At 72.0% G+C, this 17102-nt stretch carries 14 protein-coding genes; 5 read left to right on the top strand and 9 right to left on the bottom strand.

What is annotated here, in order from left to right; genetic code table 11:
* Positions 1-2: 2 nt before the first annotated feature.
* Positions 3-1451: a sensor histidine kinase gene (locus tag BA175_RS06260; RefSeq protein WP_254667817.1), complete on the bottom strand. Its 1449-nt coding sequence runs from the start codon at positions 1449-1451 to the stop codon at positions 3-5.
* A gap of 203 nt (positions 1452-1654) precedes the next feature.
* Positions 1655-2881 (bottom strand): low temperature requirement protein A, encoded by a 1227-nt coding sequence (locus tag BA175_RS06255; protein WP_069170184.1) that lies wholly within the window; start codon positions 2879-2881, stop codon positions 1655-1657.
* Between the two features lie 462 nt (positions 2882-3343).
* Between BA175_RS06255 and BA175_RS06250 the strand changes: the two genes are divergently transcribed.
* Positions 3344-3961, top strand: coding sequence for a hypothetical protein (locus tag BA175_RS06250; RefSeq protein WP_069170183.1), 618 nt, complete (start codon positions 3344-3346; stop codon positions 3959-3961).
* Positions 3962-4225: 264 nt separating this feature from the next.
* Here the strand turns inward: BA175_RS06250 and BA175_RS06245 are convergent, their stop codons facing one another.
* From BA175_RS06245 to BA175_RS06220, 5 genes are all read right to left on the bottom strand, one after another.
* Positions 4226-4495, bottom strand: a complete 270-nt coding sequence (locus BA175_RS06245; protein WP_069170182.1) for a hypothetical protein — start codon at positions 4493-4495, stop codon at positions 4226-4228.
* 156 nt (positions 4496-4651) lie between these two features.
* Positions 4652-6721 (bottom strand): iron ABC transporter permease, encoded by a 2070-nt coding sequence (locus tag BA175_RS06240; RefSeq protein ID WP_069170181.1) that lies wholly within the window; start codon positions 6719-6721, stop codon positions 4652-4654.
* Positions 6722-6725: 4 nt separating this feature from the next.
* Positions 6726-7706, bottom strand: coding sequence for an ABC transporter substrate-binding protein (locus tag BA175_RS06235; RefSeq protein WP_069170180.1), 981 nt, complete (start codon positions 7704-7706; stop codon positions 6726-6728).
* Positions 7703-8560, bottom strand: coding sequence for an ABC transporter ATP-binding protein (locus BA175_RS06230; protein WP_079159391.1), 858 nt, complete (start codon positions 8558-8560; stop codon positions 7703-7705). Before BA175_RS06230 ends, BA175_RS06235 begins: the two co-directional genes overlap by 4 nt.
* A gap of 938 nt (positions 8561-9498) precedes the next feature.
* Positions 9499-10689 (bottom strand): MFS transporter, encoded by a 1191-nt coding sequence (locus BA175_RS06220; RefSeq protein WP_069170179.1) that lies wholly within the window; start codon positions 10687-10689, stop codon positions 9499-9501.
* Positions 10690-11224: 535 nt separating this feature from the next.
* Here BA175_RS06220 and BA175_RS06215 point away from each other — a divergent pair.
* The 4 genes from BA175_RS06215 to BA175_RS06200 all read left to right on the top strand — a co-directional run bounded on the left by BA175_RS06215 (position 11225) and on the right by BA175_RS06200 (position 14051).
* Positions 11225-11728: a TetR/AcrR family transcriptional regulator gene (locus tag BA175_RS06215; RefSeq protein ID WP_069170178.1), complete on the top strand. Its 504-nt coding sequence runs from the start codon at positions 11225-11227 to the stop codon at positions 11726-11728.
* A gap of 10 nt (positions 11729-11738) precedes the next feature.
* Positions 11739-12098, top strand: coding sequence for a hypothetical protein (locus tag BA175_RS06210; RefSeq protein WP_069170177.1), 360 nt, complete (start codon positions 11739-11741; stop codon positions 12096-12098).
* A 311-nt stretch (positions 12099-12409) separates the two neighbouring features.
* Positions 12410-12619 carry a hypothetical protein gene (locus tag BA175_RS31645; RefSeq protein WP_069170176.1) on the top strand — a complete coding sequence of 70 codons (210 nt, stop codon included), beginning with the start codon at positions 12410-12412 and terminating at the stop codon, positions 12617-12619.
* Positions 12620-12905: 286 nt separating this feature from the next.
* Positions 12906-14051: an SMI1/KNR4 family protein gene (locus tag BA175_RS06200; RefSeq protein WP_069170361.1), complete on the top strand. Its 1146-nt coding sequence runs from the start codon at positions 12906-12908 to the stop codon at positions 14049-14051.
* A 672-nt stretch (positions 14052-14723) separates the two neighbouring features.
* Here BA175_RS06200 and tpg read toward each other — a convergent pair.
* Entirely contained in the window at positions 14724-15278 is a 555-nt protein-coding gene (gene tpg, locus BA175_RS06195; RefSeq protein WP_069170175.1) for a telomere-protecting terminal protein Tpg, read from the bottom strand.
* Positions 15279-15287: 9 nt separating this feature from the next.
* A partial coding sequence (gene tap / locus BA175_RS06190) for a telomere-associated protein Tap (RefSeq protein ID WP_254667816.1) occupies positions 15288-17102 on the bottom strand: 1815 nt, incomplete at its 5' end.

Here is a 17102-nt window from a genome sequence, read left to right as displayed (position 1 = left end):
GTTCACCCCTCCTCCGTGTTGCGGGCCCCTGGGATCAGGGTCTCCTTCGTCAGCAGCCGCCCCTCCCGGAAGCAGAGCCGGTAGGCATCTCCGGACCGGTCCTCGAAGCGGTTCGCGGTCATGGCGTAGTACTGGCACGTGATCCCTCGCCCTGTCGGTTCGCCGGCCACCGGCCGCTGGGTGGTCTGACGCTCGGGCAGCACCCGTTGTACCTCGTCCCGGTCCTGACCCACTCTCAGCCGGGCGAAGTCACCGGCGTCCAGCACGGACATCTGGGCCGAACGGATGTCCCACCCCATGAGTACGGCGCTCAGGACGGCCCATGCCGTGAGAGGGAGCACGACGGCGGTGGCCAGTGCCCGCCGCACCCGGCTGCGGGCATGCGCGTGCTCGGAGGGCAGTTCCGGAGCCGGCACCGTGTACGTTTCGGCCGGACGCCGGGTGGTGGGCCGGTGCGGGAGCCGCGCGGTGACCTCGAAGCCGGCCCCCGAGGGGCCGTGCCCGAACACACCGCCGGCCAGACGCACCCGCTCGTCGAGGCCGATCAGGCCCCGCCCCGTGCCGGGAACGCCGGCCGGGACGCCTCCTGCCGGGGCGGGGCCGTTGCGGACGTGGACCGTCGTCTCCTCGGACGTGTGTGTCACCCGTACGCTCACCGGCGCCTGCGGGGCGTGTTTGGCCGCGTTCGTCAGAGCTTCCTGTACGACCCGGTGGGCCGCCCGCGCGGTCCGGGTCGGAACGGCGCCGGGGTCTCCCTCCGTCCGCAGGCTGACGGCGACCCCCACGGCCGCGGCGTCGTCGACGAGTCGGCGGATGCCGGTGTCGGACGGGCGCGTGGGCTCGTCGCCCGCCTGCTCCCGCAGGAGGCCGATCACCTCGCCGAGCCGCTCCACCGAAGCGGCCGCTCTGGCGCGGATCTCCCCCGCGGCGGCACGATGGGTGTCGTCCAGCCCGGGAGCCAGTTTGAGCGCGCCCGCCGACAGTGCGATGAGGCTGAGGTCGTGGCCCAGGACGTCGTGCATGTCCTGGGCGATCCTGGCCCGTTCCCGGGACCGCGCCTGCTCGGCGACGAGTTGTTGCTCGCGTTCCAGCCGGTCGGCCCGCTCCCAGCCCGCCCGGACGAGCTCCTGGTACTGCCGCCAGAATCGCCCGGCGAACCAGGGCAGCATCGCGGCGACCACCACCACGGCCACGAAACGACCTGCCATCAGCAGCCACGAGGGAACGACGGCCACCGCGACCACCCCGCCCGCGACGACCGCGACCAGCACCAGCACCGCCGGTCCCGTCCTGCCCGGCTCCCGCCCGGCGAAGAACGCCGCTGCCGCCGCCGGCAGGGCCCACCACGAGCTGGCGGTGCTGAGCGCGACACAGGCCGCGGCGGCGAGGGGCAACAGACACCCCGGGCCGAGGGCTCGCCGCACCACGGCCTTGATCATTTCTCTGTCCACGCGCCCCACCGTACGCAGGCGCCGGGGCGCGCCGGAACTGCCGAAAGTCACCCTTGCCCACCCTCTGTCCGGGCCGTGACCGGCCGGTCTCCTGCGTCGTGCCGACGGGCCGGCCCACCGGGAAGCGGGCAAGGCGGGTCCGGTCGGGCGGCAGCGGGCGTGAGACCGGCTTCCCCGGCTACGGCCGCCAGGTGCGCGGGCTTCTACGGGCCCGGGCGGCGCGGGGCCACCGTACTGCCTCGGCCGTGGCGTACGGCGAAGAGGTGAACCGCGAGCGTGGCACTCACGGCCAGGCCCATCCCCAGTACGGCGCCGCCGACTCCCAGTACCGGCACGGCGAAGCCCAGACCCAGCACCACGAGCGCACCGGTCACCACCGGCAGGGCGTGGCCCACGGTGCCCGTCGCGGTGACCCGGTGCAGCGCCCCCAGCACGAGCAGCGCGATCGCGACGGGGACGGCGACCGACAGGCCGGCGCCCCTGCCGGAGAGATGTCCGTGGTGTTCGACGGCGCCCAGGGCGGTCTCCAGACCCGCGCCGATAGCGGCCAGGGCGGCGAAGACCGCGTAGTGGCCGTAGCCCCAGACCAGGGCCGTGCGCAGGGTCGTCAGTCCGGCGTCGGTGCCGGTGAAGTAGATCCACCACAGGGAGAAGACCAGCAGCAGGCCGCCGACGGCGATCATGAGCACGGGTGCGGACAGGCCCTGTCCGGCCACGGCGCTGTGGACGGCGGCGAGCGAGCCGAGGATCACTTCACCGAGGACGATGATCGTGAACAGGCCGTAGCGTTCGGCGATGTGTCCCGGGTGCCAGGTGGTCGGACCGCCCCGCGACTCGGCCCAGGCCGGCACGGCCAACTCGGCCGCGACGAGGACCAGGAAGGTGGGCCAGGCCCATGCGTCCGGCGTCCACAGGCGGGCGATCCACGCCACCTGCACCACGGCGATCCCTGCGGCGTACCTCAGTGCGCCGGCGCGTCCCTCCTCGTGCTCCGCGGCGGCCCGGAGCCACTGGGTGATCTGTGCCGCCCGCATGATGACGTAACCGACCACGACGACGGTGAAGTCGTCGTCGGTGAACACGGCGTCCACCCCGGAGGCCAGGACGAGGACGCCGGCCATCTGCAACAGTGTCAGCAGCCGGTAGGGCACGTCGTCGGTGTCGTAGGCGGAGGCGAACCAGGTGAAGTTCACCCACGCCCACCAGATGGCGAAGAACACCGCCGCGTACGCGGCGATCCCGGGACCCACATGGCCCTCGGTGAGCGAGTGGTGGAGCTGGGCCGCCGCCCGGGAGACGGCGACCACGAAGGTCAGGTCGAAGAGGAGCTCCAGCGGCGTCGACGCCCGGTGGGCCTCTCCGGGGTCCCGTCCTCGCATCACCTGCCGCAGGGGTCCCGTCCGGACGGCGTCAGCGCCGTTTCCGCTCATCGCACTTCTCCTTCGTCCGCAGGCGGCGACTGCACTCCCCCGCCCGCACTTCGCTGCCGCCATCATGACCTGCTCCTGGAGCCGGCCGGCCTTGAGGCGGTCGTGGACCGCCCGGCCGGGACACCGCCTGGCGCTCGGCCGTCACCGCACCCCACCGGGCGGCGGCCGGCCGCCGGATGCAACCGATCCCGCCTCCCTCGGAGCGCCGGAATCTCCGGACTGCCACACGGGAGGTCCGCGTAGTCCTGCGGCTGCCGGTGAATCCGGCGTACGCCCCGTGCCGCGTGCCGCCGTCGACTTCACGCCACCGGAGCCTGCCCCAGGGGAAGTTGCCGACAGGGCGAGGGGACACGAGTGAGGAATGAGTGTGTCGGGATGGTGTCCACCGGGACGTTCTCTCCGTTGAGGTGGGTAGCATCAGCCGCTATACCCGTTTCCCACACATCGAAGGACGAGGCACTCATGGCCAAAAACGCTCCCCCGTCAGGTGTCACCGCCGACTACGCGCAGAGGGTCGCCGACGATCTCGCGGCGAACCGGAGTGAGCAGGAGCGCGTGCGTGCGGATCTGACCCGGCTGCAGGACGAGCTCGTCCAGTTGCAGGACAGCGAGCAGGTGCTGAGCAAGATGCAGGAGGTGCTCGGCGGCAGCGCCAAGAGCGCCCCAACGGCTGCGAGGTCCCGCAAGTCGGCGTCCGTGCCGGCAGCACGCCGCCCCAAGGGCAAGTCGGCGCAGCAGAAGGGGTCACGCGCGGCCAAGGCCGAGGTGGAGACGGATCGGAAGTCCGCTGCCAAGAAGAAGGCAACGGCCAAGAGCGCTGCGGGCGAGCCGACATGGCGCGAGCTGATCACCGGTTACCTGGCGGGTCAGAGGGAGCCGAAGTCGGCCTCCGAGGTCGCCGCCGCTCTGGCGGAGTCGCACCCGAAGCGCAAGGTGCAGGTCACCGTCGTGCGCAACACCCTCGAGCAGGGTGTCGCCCAAGGCGTCCTGGAACGCTCGAAGCAGGGGCGGTCCGTCTTCTACAGCCCGGTCGCCCCGGCGCCTGTCGTCTCCGACGACGAGGCCCCGGTCCCGGCCTGAGCTCCTTCCCCCACGGAGGCTGTTCGGCGGTCGGGCAGGCCCGTTCCGCGTTCCGCGGCAGATCGTCGTGGCGCGGCTCGGGACGGCCGCCGGTCACCGGCGCCGGAGCACCGGTTCGCACGCGAGCCGGAGACCTCAGCAGCGGCGGCCTGCCCGGCCCGGGCCGCGCTGCCCGGACCGCGTGGATCAACGGTGGGTCCGGGCAGCGGACCGGCCGGACACACGCACAGGGGACCGGAAGCGGAGTCGGCACGCGCGGTGGCCTCAGGGGCTGTCACCGTCCCAGTCGAACAGGGTCGGGTCGTCGTCACGTGCCTCGTACAGCGCCCGTCCACCCGCCCCGTAGCGGCCGAGTTCCGTGGGCAGGGAGACGCCCTCGCGCAACTGTTCCGCGGTCCGGCCGGTGACGTCGAGGAGCAGGCCGTCCAAGGGGCCGCCCACGAGTTCGACGTACGACCGCCCTGGCCGCGGGCCGGGATCGGGGTCGTCGTGGTCGCCTCCGTAGACCCTCTTCCGCATGATCTGCTCGTCCATACCCGTAGCTTCGCACCCGCCACTGACAATCCCGCGATCCAGGCGGGCCGGGGCCGACCGGGCCCCCCGTGCGTACGGCCCCTTCCCCGGGCTCGCCCGGGGAAGGGGCCGTACGCGACGGCGACGACGCCTGCAACCGGACGGGCCCGGCGCGCCCTATCTCCGGCTGCGGACCAGGAGGTGGAGGAAGTACGGCGTTCCGATCACGGCCGTCATCAGACCGGCACCCAGTTGGGCCGGTGCGATCACCGTGCGGCCGAGCAGGTCCGCCGTGCAGACGAGCAGGGATCCGAGCAGGACCGCGACCGGCACCACCCGGACGTGCCGCCTGCCGACGAGGGCTCGCGCCGCGTGCGGTGCCACCAGACCGACGAAGCCGATCGTTCCCGCGGCGGCCACGGCGGTGGCGCTGAGCAGCACGCTCAGCACGAGGAAGCCCAGCCGTCCGGACGTCAGGTTGAGGCCGAGGAGCCTCGGAGTGTCCTCGTCGAGTGACACCAGGTCCAGTTCCCTCCGCCGTACCCACGCGACGGCGCAGCCCACGGCGAGGGCGACCGCGAGGGGCACGACGTCGGGCAGCGTCCGCCCGTAGGTGGATCCCGACAGCCAGGTGAGGGCCTTCGTCGCGTTGAACGGGTCGGTGAGGACGACGAGCAGACTGATCAGTGCCGTGGTGCCGGTGGCGAACCCGATACCGACCAGGACGAGCCGGTTCTGCGGGAATCCGCCTCGTGCGGCGAGTCCGAAGACGACGACGGCGCTCACGGCGGCTCCCGCGAACGCGGCCCCGGCCACTCCCCAGGAGCCGACGGCCGGGACCGTGGTCACGAGGACGACGGCGCCGAGCGCGGCCCCTCCCGTGACACCGAGGACGCCGGGCTCGGCCAGTGGGTTGCGGGTCACCGCCTGGACCAGGGTTCCGGCCAGAGCGAGTGCCGCACCGGCGAGGAGTGCGGCGAGCACCCTCGGCAGACGTGTGTCGAGGACGAAGGAGACGGCCTGACCGGCCCGGCCCTGCGACCAGTTGACCACGTCGCCGAGCAGGAGGGGGCTGTCGCCCAGCAGAACGGCGGCGACCGTCGCGCCGGCGAGTACGAGGGCGAGGACGCCGGTGGTGGTGAGGAACACCGCCCGGCTACGGAGGCGCACCCGGTCCTGCGCGGCACCTTCGGAGGTGTCCCGCGCCCGGACCGCCATGCCGATCAGGAACACGGCGCCGACGATGCTCGTGACGACCCCGGTGGGTACCCGCACCGCCGATTCCGCCGGTACGACAGCGCGCAGCAGCACGTCGGACCCGAGAACCAGCGTCGCACCGGCCAGGCCCGCCATGGGGACGCGCGCACGGGCGCGGGCGAACACGCGGAACCGGCGGCCGAGCGGACGGACGAGGGCGGGGGCGCACAGTCCGACGAACCCGATGGGACCGGCGAGGGTGACCGCCGCCGCGGAGAGCAGGGCGGCGAACACGACCACCGTGACGCGGGTGGAGCGCACCGGCACCCCGAGTCCGCGGGCCGCGTCGTCGCCCAGGGCGAGTGCGTCGACCCGGCGGGCGGTCAGCAGCAGCCCCGCGAGGCCGGCGAGGGCCACGGGGGCCATCCGCACCACGGCGTCGAACCCGTTCTGGCCGATGCTGCCCTGGTTCCACTGGTAGAGCCCCTCGGTCTGCTCGGGGAAGAGCAGGAGCAGCCCCTGGGTCACCGATCCGAGGCCGAGGGCCAGGGCGCTTCCGGCGAGCACGAGGCGGACGGTGCCCGCTCCGGGACCGGACAACGCGAGCACGACGGCCGCCGCCGCGAGGCCTCCGGCGAACGCGACCCCGGAGGACGCGAGGAGCGGCAGTGACGTGCCGGTGACGGCGACCAGCCCGAGCGCCAGGTACGAACCGGCGTTCACCGCGAGGGTGTCGGGGGACGCCAGTACGTTGCGGCCGACGGCCTGGAGGGCGGCGCCCGCCATGCCGAGCGCGGCACCGACGAGGAGTCCGGCCACCATCCGGGGCAGCCGCGACGCCACGACGACGGACGCGTCGGCCGCCTCGGCGCGACCGGTGAGTGCCTTCCAGACCTCGGCGGGGCCGACCGCGGCCGTCCCTTGCGTGATGTCGGCGACGGCGAGGGCGGCCACCAGGAGCACGAGGACGGTCGCCACCGCGGCCGCGCCCGCCCGGGACGCGGCCGTCGACGGGCGGGCGGCAGTGGACATCTCTGCGGTGACGGCCATCGTGCTACTTCGTCAGCGCTTCGACGACCGAGTCGACGTACGCCTCCATCGACCGGGGCCCGCCGAACATCCAGATGCCGTCGTCCAGCCGGTGGACCTCGCCGGCCTTCACGAAGGGCAGGGACGTCCATACCGCGTTGTCGGCGAGGGCTCCGTCGAAGGGCGTGCTGCTCTTGTCACCGTCGCTGCCGATGTAGGCGAACCGGACGTCGTCGCCGAGGGCGGTGAGGCCTTCGACGTCGGTGGCGGCGAGGCCGTAACTCTTGTCGCCCTTCAGCGTCCAGGCGTTCTCGAGTCCTATCTTCTCGTTGACGGCGCCGATGAGTGAGCCGCTGGTGTAGGGGCGGACGGAGACCTGGTTGGAGGTGACGTAGCCGTCGGCGAAGGCGATCTCCGTCCCGGCGAGGCCGGCGTCCGCGAGTGCCTTCCTGCCTTCGGCCACCTTGTCCTCGAACTGCTGCCTGGCCTTCTGCGCCTGCTGCCGGGTTCCGGTGGCCTCGGCGATGAGGTCGAGGTTCTCCAGCATCTGCCCGACCGGATCGGCGGCATCGGCCGACCTCACCTCGAGGACGGGTGCGACCTTGCGCAGTTGCTTCACGGCGGACGCGGGCAGGTCCGTGGTGGCGACGATGAGGTCGGGCGCGAGCGAGGCGATCGTGTCCATGCTCGGCTCACCGCGGGTGCCGATGTCCCGGGGGGCGTTCTCGAGGGGGACGGCGGTGTTCCAGGTCTTGTATCCCTTGACGTCGGCGACGCCCGTGGGGTCGACGCCGAGGGTGAGGAGGCTCTCGACGACGTTCCACTCGGTCGCGACGACCTTGGTGGCGGGCGCGTCGAGCCTGACCTCGGTGCCGGAGGCGTCGGTGAGGGTGATGCGGTCGGAGCCCTTCCCCGAGTCGGTGGCGGCCGGCTCGGTCGTTCCGCACGCGGCCAGGGTGAGCGCGGCGGCGGTTGCCGCGGCCGCGCTGAGCAGGAGACGTCTCATGAGGTGGTGCCGAGCCTTTCGCTTCTGGTGTGGTGGCGGCCGATGGCGCGGGTGCGCAGGCTGCCGGTCAGGGGGTCTGTGTCGACGTCGATCCGGATGCCGTACGTGTCGGTCAGGCGTTCCGGGGTCAGCACGTCCTCGGGCAGGCCGTCCGCGATGACGCGTCCCGCGCGGAGGAGAACGATGCGGTCGGCCACGGAGGCCGCCTGGTCGAGGTCGTGGAGGACGACACCGACGGCGATGCCGTGGTCGTCCACCAGATCGCGTACGAGGTCGAGGAGTTCGATCTGGTAGCGGAGGTCGAGGTAGGTCGTCGGCTCGTCGAGGAGGAGCACGCCGGTCTCCTGGGCGAGGCACCCGGCCAGCCAGACGCGCTGGAGCTGCCCGCCGGAGAGGTTCTCGGCGCCGCGTTCGGCCAGCTCCCTCACCCCCGTCATGTCCAGGGCCCGGTCGACCGCCGCAGCGCCGTCGGGGTCCTGTCCGCCCCAGCGCCCGCGGTAGGGATAGCGGCCGAACTCCACGACGTCCCGCACGGTCAGGCCGCTGGGCGTGGGGCGGCTCTGCGTCAGCAGAGCCACCCGGGCGGCGAACTCACGGGAGGTCAGGGCGAGGGCGTCGGTCGTGGCGTCGAGGGTGAGCGCCCCCGTCCTGGGCCGCTGGAGTCGTGCCAGGGTGCGCAGGAGGGTCGACTTGCCGCTGCCGTTCGGCCCGACGAGTGCGGTGACTTCGCCGGGTCGCAGGGTCAGGGCCGCGTCGTGCACGACGTCGAGTCCGCCGTACGCCACGGTCACCGCTGTGGCCGACAGTCTGTGGCCACGCCTCGGGTTGCCGGGTGTCTCTTCACCAGATCTCACGCGACAAAGGTTAGCCTAACCTAATGGCTGGTATCGGCCAGGGGGTCCTGCCGCCCGCTCGTCCGCCCCCCTCCTCCCCGCCGCACAGGGCGCGAGCGGGAACGTCGGTCGCGGCCGTACGGGCCTCTGCGCGCGAACGGGCAGGCCGTAGGCAGGCGTTGCGCCCGTGGTGACAGGGCGCGCTCGGCTGCCGCGAGAAGTCCGGCGACGATGCGGCCCGGGGGCCGGGCCACGCGGCGCCCCACCGGCAGTCTGCGGAGCGGGTGACCTCAGCGTCCGTACGTCCTGCGGCACAGCCCCATGATCTCGGCGGAGGCGACCCCCCGACCGGCCGCGCACACGGAACCCATGTCGTACGTCCGCTCCGGCAGGGCCGCGCCCGGCGTGTCCGTTCGGCGCGGCCGGGGACGGACGGGGACGTCTCGGTGGGGCCGCTCCCACACCTCCTTCCCGGCGGGCGGCTCGGGCGCAGATGCTCGATGCTCCGGGGCACGCTTCGCCTCCCTCTTCCGTCCGCTCCCGCCGGGTCGCTCCCCGGAGACGCCCAGGACGTCGCGGACGGCGGGGGGTGCGCCCGCTGCGGCCGATCCCTGCGCGGCGGGTACGGACCGGGGGCGGACGGAGACGGCCGGGCCGGGGGCGTGCGGGCCGGCCGTCACGGATACGCAGCCGGTCGCACTCGCGAGGACAACCACCATCAGGGACATCGACCGCAGATTCATGCCCTGGTCAACGACGACCCGCACGCCGGGACACGTCGGAACGACCCATCCGGGGCGGGCGGCCCCCAGCCGGGAGACCGGCCTGGGCGACTCGCGGCGCCCGCACGACGGTGCGAAGCGCATGGCGTCGGCCCGGCCACCTTCCACGGGCTGCCGCTGGGCGAGGGCAGGGGGATGTCATGCTCGACGCGCGTACGCCGGACCCTGCCGAGGTCCTCAGGTGCTCACTGGCAGCGGACGCCGGAACAGGTAGGTGGCGGCGGAGGAGACCAGAACGGCCATGCACGCGATGAACACGAGCCCCGCGCCTTCCAGTCCGACGGGCCCCACCAGGACGCCCACGCCGATGACCGGTACGGAGATGCCCGCGTAGGCGACGACGAACAGCGCGGAGATCACCGCGGCGCGCCGGTCCGCGGGAGACGCCTCGGCCACCGCGGCCAGGGCGCCGCGGAACGCCAGCCCCTGCCCCGCACCCCCGACCAGCGCGCTCAGGACCACCAGCGACAGGAGTTCCCACCACAGGGCGCCGGCGAGCAGCGCCAGCCCGCCCAACAGCAGGGCGCAACCCAGGGGAAGCGAGCGCCGTACACCGAGCGGGCCTACGGCGGACTGCCCCGCGATCGAGGCGAAGAAGGCCAGTGCGACGACCAGTCCGCTGACCGCGCGGTCGGACACCCCCAAGGACTCCGCCAGGAACGCCGGGCTGACCGAGGTGAAGACCCCGAACAGGGCGAATCCCACGAACGAGGCGATCGCAGCGGGCTTGAACACCGCCCGGACCTCGGCGGGCAGAGCCGGCCGTTGCGGCCGTACGGTCTTCAGCGGTTGTTGTTCCGTAACGGTCTCGGGAAGGCTCAGCAGGACGGCGACCGAGCCTGCCAGCAGGGCGAGATGCACGGCGAACGGCAGATGGAGGGGCCAGGGAGCGTCCTGGGCGAGGATCCCGGCGAGCAGCGGACCGCAGCCCAGGCCCCCCATGTTGGCGGCCGTCGCCACGAGCGATGCTCTGGAGCCGCCGCCGTAGGGCGCCAACTCCATGACGTACGCGGTGGCGGCCCCGGTGAACAGGCCTGCGGACAGACCCGACAGCATCCGGCCTGCGTACAGCCAGCCCACTCCGTCGGCGGTCAGGAAGCAGACCGCGCTCAGTGCCGCGCATCCCAGGCCGCACAGGAGGACCGGCCTTCTGCCCACGACGTCGGAGGCGTTGCCCACCGCCAGCAGCACACCGATGACACCGAAGGCATAGACGGCGTAGACGACGGTGACCATCAGTTCGGAGAAGCCGAACTTCTCCCGGTAGAGGCCGTAGAGGGGGGTCGGGAGCGTGGTGCCGGCCATGCAGACGGCGAACACCGCCCCGCTGAGGTAGCACCGGCGCCAGCCCTGGCGATCACTGTCCATGCGTCGACGTTAGTGCCCGCCACGCTCCGACCGGCGCGGCGGGCCGGAGGCCTGCGCGGACGGGCCCGGCACAGGGCCACCGGGAGAAGGACGTGAAGGTCTCTGCCCGAGGCCCCCTGGTCGCACTGTCCGGAACCGGGGTGGTGGCCGCCGCATGTGCGCCGCACCCTCACGGAAGCGTCGCCGAGCCGAAGTTCAGGAGGTGCCACCAGCCGGATGGGCCGGCGGACGGAACCGGTCGCAGCAGTCCGGTCGGCACGACGAGGCGCTCGACCGGTCGGACGTACTCATTCGCCGGCCTTCCGTCCCCGCGATCGGAGATACCGGATGTCCGGCCGGAGACTGCGGGCACTTCCACGGAGACGCTCTTCGGCGGCGTCCACGCACCCGGCGCACCCTACGAACGACTGCCGTCGGATTTCCAGGACCGCCGAAGAAGGGGATCGACGAACGAGGAGAAGCGCTGCGGAGGGAACGACAATTAAGGAACGATCGTTCTTGACCGATCGTTCCTTAACGGTCTACCGTAACGGTCATGGGCAGGCCAAGAGCATTCGACGAAGACGAAGCGGTGCGTGCCGCCGTGGTTCTGTTCGGTGGACGTGCGTACGACGGAGTGTCCGTGGACGACCTCGTCAGCCACCTCGGCGTGCACCGGAACAGCCTGTACAAGACGTTCGGCAGCAAGCGCGGCCTCTACCTGACAGCTCTGCGCCGTCACCTCGCCGACGACGTCCGCCCGTTGCTCGACACCCTCGCCGGCGCATCGGACGCCGCGGCCGCGCTGCGGCTCATCACGTCGGCCGACCTCGGTCTGCTTCTGCTCGCGGCGGTCGAACGCGCACCGGTGGACGAGGAGGTCGCCGTCGAGGTGAAAGCCGCGTTGGCAGCCGTCGACCAGGCGATCGCCGACGCCCTCGGCGTCTCCGCCGACCTGGCCACCGCCCTCACGGCCGCGGCGCTGGGCATCATCCTGCGCGGCAACCCCGACGACGCGGCCACCGCTCTGGTCCGAGGTCTCGGCTCTCTCACCCGATAAGGAAACCGGCATGGCACTGATCCGCATCGAAGGCGACAACCTCGTCGTCGTGATCGAAGGTCTCGACAAGTTCTGGGCCCTCAAAGGCAGCCTGACCGTCCCGCTGGCCCACGTCCGTGGCGCGACCGTCGATCCCGGCATCGCCGGCGAACCCAAGGGAATCCGCGCACCGGGCTCCCACCTACCCGGCGTGATCATCGCGGGCACCTTCCACCAGGACGGCGAGAGGGTCTTCTGGGACGTCAAGGATCCGTCGAAGGCCCTCGTGATCGAACTCGCCGACGAGCAGTACGCGCGCCTGGTTCTGCAGGTCGATGACCCCCGCGCGACTGTCGACCTGATCGAGAGTGCCCTCACCGGACGGAGGTAGGCCGACGCTTCCCCATTCGGCAGCGGCCGTGAGGGCACCGGCCGTCGTCACCGCTACTCCGGCAGCCCACCCGGTAGGGGCACGGGCGCGGGCGGTGGCAGGGCTGCGGGCACCGGCCTGCGTGGATGCGAACCAGCTGTGGCCGCTCCTCGACGCCCCGGCCGCCGGGATCGCCCGCGGGACGGCCGCCGCCCTGCTGCCCTCGGCCCGGGAACTACCCGCCGACCCGCTGCTGAGGCGCACTCACCACCTCCGAGCGGCCGCGGCACGTCCGCGTCGGCGCATTCCGGCTGCTGGACGCGCGCGGCGGCGTGGTGGCCCTACGGGCGGCGGTCGGTCTGCTCGATGCCCCGGACAGGATGCTGCGCACCTGGGCCGGACAAGCGGTGGCGTGCTGGCATCCGTTGCCGGACGCGCGGCGCGGCGACGCGGAGGTGGGTGAACTGCTCGACCCGAGCCGACACCTCTTCAGCGACTACGTGCTGCGCCGACGCACGTGGGCAGCGGGGCTGGACAGCTGAGACTGCGCCTCGATCCGGAAATCCACTGAGCGACTCACCGGCCGGTGGTCCCGGTGGCGGACCGCCTGCCTCGGCACAACCGTCGTGCTGCGGCTCGGTGGCACGACGGTGACTGCGCGCTTCACTTGGCGAGTGAGCACGTGAGCCGGTGACCGCACTTCCGGTGCCGACGGCTTGGTGAGCCGGGACACGGGGCCACTTGAATCACCGGTCCGAACGCCGGCACGGCGGACAGGACCGATGAGGGACGACCCCGGTGTCAGTGGCGGACTTTAGGGTCGGCCCTATGACAGCAGACTTGGTCCAGGCCTCATGGACTCGCATCGACGCGTGGCTGCGCGAGCACGCGCCTCGCACTTTCGCCACGCTCCGGCCGCCCGCCGGGGACGACGAGATCGCGGCAGCACAAGAGGAACTCGGTGTCACCTTTCCTCCCGAGCTGGTCGCTTCCCTTCTCCGACACGACGGGGCGCTGGAGGGACCTGAGGCATTCCGGTTCAGCTCGGGCGACCGGCTGCTCGGGGTGAGCGGAATCCTCGGGGACACCGGGTTCATGCGCGGCATCGACCAGGGCATCGACGGGGAGGCCGAGGACTACTGGCTTCACGGCTACGTGAAGTTCGGTTCTTACGACGTGACGTCGGACGGCCTTCTGGTGGACTGCCGTACCGGGCGGGACTCCTTCGGCACGGTCGGGCGGTTCTTCGACGAGACCGGCACCAGTTTCGGGGAGGCCGACTCGCTGGGCGAGTATCTGGCCGAAGAGGCCGACCAGCTTGAGCGCGGCCAGGCTGCCGGTATCGTCACGTTCAACGGCCGGTTGTTCCGGGAGGACCCTCTGCCTGCCAGGCCGAAGTACAGCGCCGACGAGCCCCTTCCCGCACCGGACGAGCAGTTGCCGGAGCTGGACCTGTCCCACAGTCCCACCGACCTCCTCCACGTGAGCCACCTGGACGGACACGGGGAACTCGGTGCGCTGATCGCGACCCTGCCGTTCGAACAGGTGGTTGTGGCCGCGCAGAAGCAACTGCGCAGACTGGCGGTCGAAACGGGCCTGAACAACTACCCGGAGGTCGCGGCAGCCCTGAACGCGTGGGAGCGCGGCGAGACCCCGCCACGGCCGGACGAGACCGATCCGCTCGCCCTGCGCCTGCGCGCGGTGCTTGCGCAGGCTGACACCGGCCGAGACCCCGCTCTCAGGTGGGCCGCGGAGAAGATAGCCCTCGGCATCTGGGGGTCCGCCTACAGGTCCGTGTGCGAGAGCGCGGAGATCCGGAGTCACTTCACCGTCGACTGGCGTGCGGATCTCCATGCGGACCTGGGCAATCCGCCACTGCCACCGATACCTGACGACCGGTTCTGGGGAACTTTGAGCAATCCCGCCATCGACTCCAGTTGGTACGCAGCTCAGTACGCGCAAGACCGGAGCTGACCCCCGGGTTCTCCCTTCCGCGTGAGCACTTCGTCCGGCGAGTTGAGCAGGGCGCCGGTACGACCCGTGGGTGATGTCGGTTCGGACCTTTCCCCACGTACGGCGTCTGCTCTGCGGTGTGCTCTCACCATGGGTGACGTACAGGTGGTCGAGGGGGTCAGGCAGGTCCGGTGCGGTCCCCTGCCTGCCGCCTTGACGACCTTGTGCTGCCGTACTCGCTGTCCGACCGTGCCACCGACTTCCTGGATCCGGGGCCGGGCCGGCCGCATACGTGGACGGTGACGTGGAAGGTCGGGAAGTCGGACGTCATCGTCCCGGTGAAGGACTTGTCGGCCGGGCGGGCGACGGCGTCGGGGCGGGTGCGGCGGTGCCCCTGGAGGACGGGCCGGCGTCACGGGGCCGGGCTGGAGTGCCTGATTCCGCCCGCCGGCAGCAGGGCTTCGAGAGTCTGGGCGAGCGCTGGCCGCTGCTGGTCCCGGACTTCGCCGGCGGATGCGTGGCTCAAGCAGGACAAGCAGCCCTACTACCACCAGATGAAGCCCCTCCTCGACGCTTGGCCGACCAGCTCATCCACACACGAGACTGAACACTCCGGTCGCCCACGCGCACGCTCACTCGCCGGATGAAGCGCTCAGTGACACACGACGGGAACCGGGGTGTCGACCGGCGGACTCAGAATTCGATCTCCATGTAGTCGATGTCGGTGAACTCGACCTGCACCCCCTGGGCGCGCCGGCCGCCGTCCTTGAAGTACTGCTCCTGGAGTCCTTCGGCGACCACGGCCCGGAGTTGCTGCTCGGTGGCGCCCGCCGTCCGGGCATCGAAGAGCCGTGCGGCGTACTCCGGTGGGAGGTGCTGGGTGATACGCCGGACGCGCCCGTCGTCGGTGGTGCCGGGTGCGGCGGTGAAGCCGAACCGCGCCCTGGTCTCCACGACGATGCCGGTGGTGGTCGCGGCCATCCTCTTCGCCCGTTCCCTCACCCGTGGTTGCCACCGTTCGCGGACCTGGCGCGCGAGACGGGCGGCCAGGTCGGGACGCGGCTGCCTGATCTGGTTCCTGACGTACCGTTCGACCGTGCGCTGGGAGATCCCCAGCGCGTCGGCCACGGCTCCGGTGCCCTTGAACTGTTTGACGAGGTAGCGCATCTGCGCGTTCGCGGACTTGGGCGCCGGCCGGGTGACGGTGTTCGCCGCTGCCTGGTCGAGGCTGTCCTCGAGGATCCCCATGCGGTGTTCCTACTCCCCGGTGTCCTGGTCGTCGCCCTTGATGTGCCGGGCGGGATTGAGTCCTTCATCGAGCATCTGCACGGCCCAGAGCAGTTCCCGGGTACCTTCGTGCTTGACCATGCCGGGCGACACGCCGAGCCGGAACGTTCCCGGAGCGGGCTTTCCGTCGGCCGTACGGGGCAGGACGTCCAGGGGGCCGGGGCCGTCGGACAGGTAGACCGCACAGTCCGACAGAAGGGCGATGGGCACGAGTGCGCCGTCGTCGAGTGTCAGACGGCCGGTGGGCGGCGGGCCCTGCTGGGTCGCGAGCGCCGTCTTGAGCACCTTGCGGTGCATGTTGACCCGGGCGGCCGAGATGACGGCGGCGCGGATGTCGGGGCGCCAGGTGGGCCGTTCGAGGGCGGGCCAGCGTTCACCGAACGTGTACCGCGCCCCCTGGGGACGTTCGCGCAGTTTGCCGATGCCCCCCTTGATCGTCGACTTGATCGCCGAGAGCACCGCGGTGGTGGCCGGATCGCTCTGCTTGTGCTGCTCCATGGCCCTCAGGAACTCCCCCTCCGGCATTCCGGAGGTGACGCCGAGGTCGGCCATGGTGGCTTTGTACGCCTCGCTGAGACGGGTGTACCAGGGGTCCAGGTAAGGGCCGGCCTCAGGACGGATCCATGCCTCCGACGGGCGTAGACGCACCGGCAGCCGGTAGGTGTCGATGAGTTCCTGAGCGTAGGCGACGGTCGGTGTCGCGTACCAGGCGGGGCCGTCGGGCCGGGCGCCGTGAGGGGTGAACGGGGAGGGGAGGCGGGGGTCGAGTTCGATGCCGGACAGGTCGACGAGCCAGGAGCCCGGTGTCTTCCTGTCGAACGCGGGTGCCTGGACGTGCACCGGTCCGCCGAGGCCCACCACCAGCCGGTTGGCGGCGGCCAGGAACGCGGTGTTCACATCGATGCCTACGGCATACGGGCGGGCGCATTCGGCGTCGGTGAGGAGCTGGGGGTCGCGCGTCCATTCGTACGCCTCCTCGTCCAGGACCTCGGCGGGGGTGCGGGTGTGGGTGCGGGCGTGGAGGGCGGCGGCGACCGGGTGCTCCGCCGGGGCCTCGGGAGGCGCCGGATCGACAGGTGCGGTCAGCGAACCGGGCGTCGGGCCCGACACCCACGCGCCGGTCGCGTCGTCCTTGACCGGTCGTGTCGGGGGGCGCAGTGCCGTCATCAGCTCGAGGCCGGACACGGCCGTCGACCCGCGCGGGGTGATCACCCGCGACGCGTAGGCCGCGAGTACCGCTGCCAGGTCCTGCGGGGGCAGGCGGTCGGCGCTCCCCCACGAGCGCGTGTCCAGTGCTCCCCAGGGCAGTACGGCGAACTGGACGCACCGGCGCCGCCCGTCGACGGCCGGACGGTAGACCCGCGCCCACGGCCCGAAGCCTCGCTTCGTCAGCTTCCATTTCGCCCGCTGCAGTTGCCTGATGACCTTGTGGTCGTCGGGCAGCCGCAGGTTCCTGCGGTCGTCGAGGACGGCGGGGAGGCCGAGGCGTTCCGCTGCCGCCGCCGTGAGGACGATCAGCGGGTCACTGTCCTTGCCCCAGCGGTGCAGCCGGGGCGTGCCGAGCTTCGCCTCGGCCAGTGTCCATTCGGCCAGGGCGGGGAGTGTGGTGGCCCGGCATTCGAGCACCAGGCCCCTGGCGCAGTACACCGAGCCGTCGCCGTCGAGCACGCCGAGCGGGCCCGCCTCCACGTGCGGGGCGGTCGTCGCACGGTCCGCGGTCCGGGTGGCCGGCTCCCTTCCGGCGGGCACCGGACGCGTGGGCGCGACATCGGGGGCCGGGGCCCG

This window comes from Streptomyces griseus (assembly GCF_001715295.1).
In the GTDB taxonomy this organism is placed as follows: Bacteria; Actinomycetota; Actinomycetes; order Streptomycetales; family Streptomycetaceae; genus Streptomyces; species Streptomyces griseus_G.
This window is presented reverse-complemented; position numbering and strand designations above follow the sequence as displayed.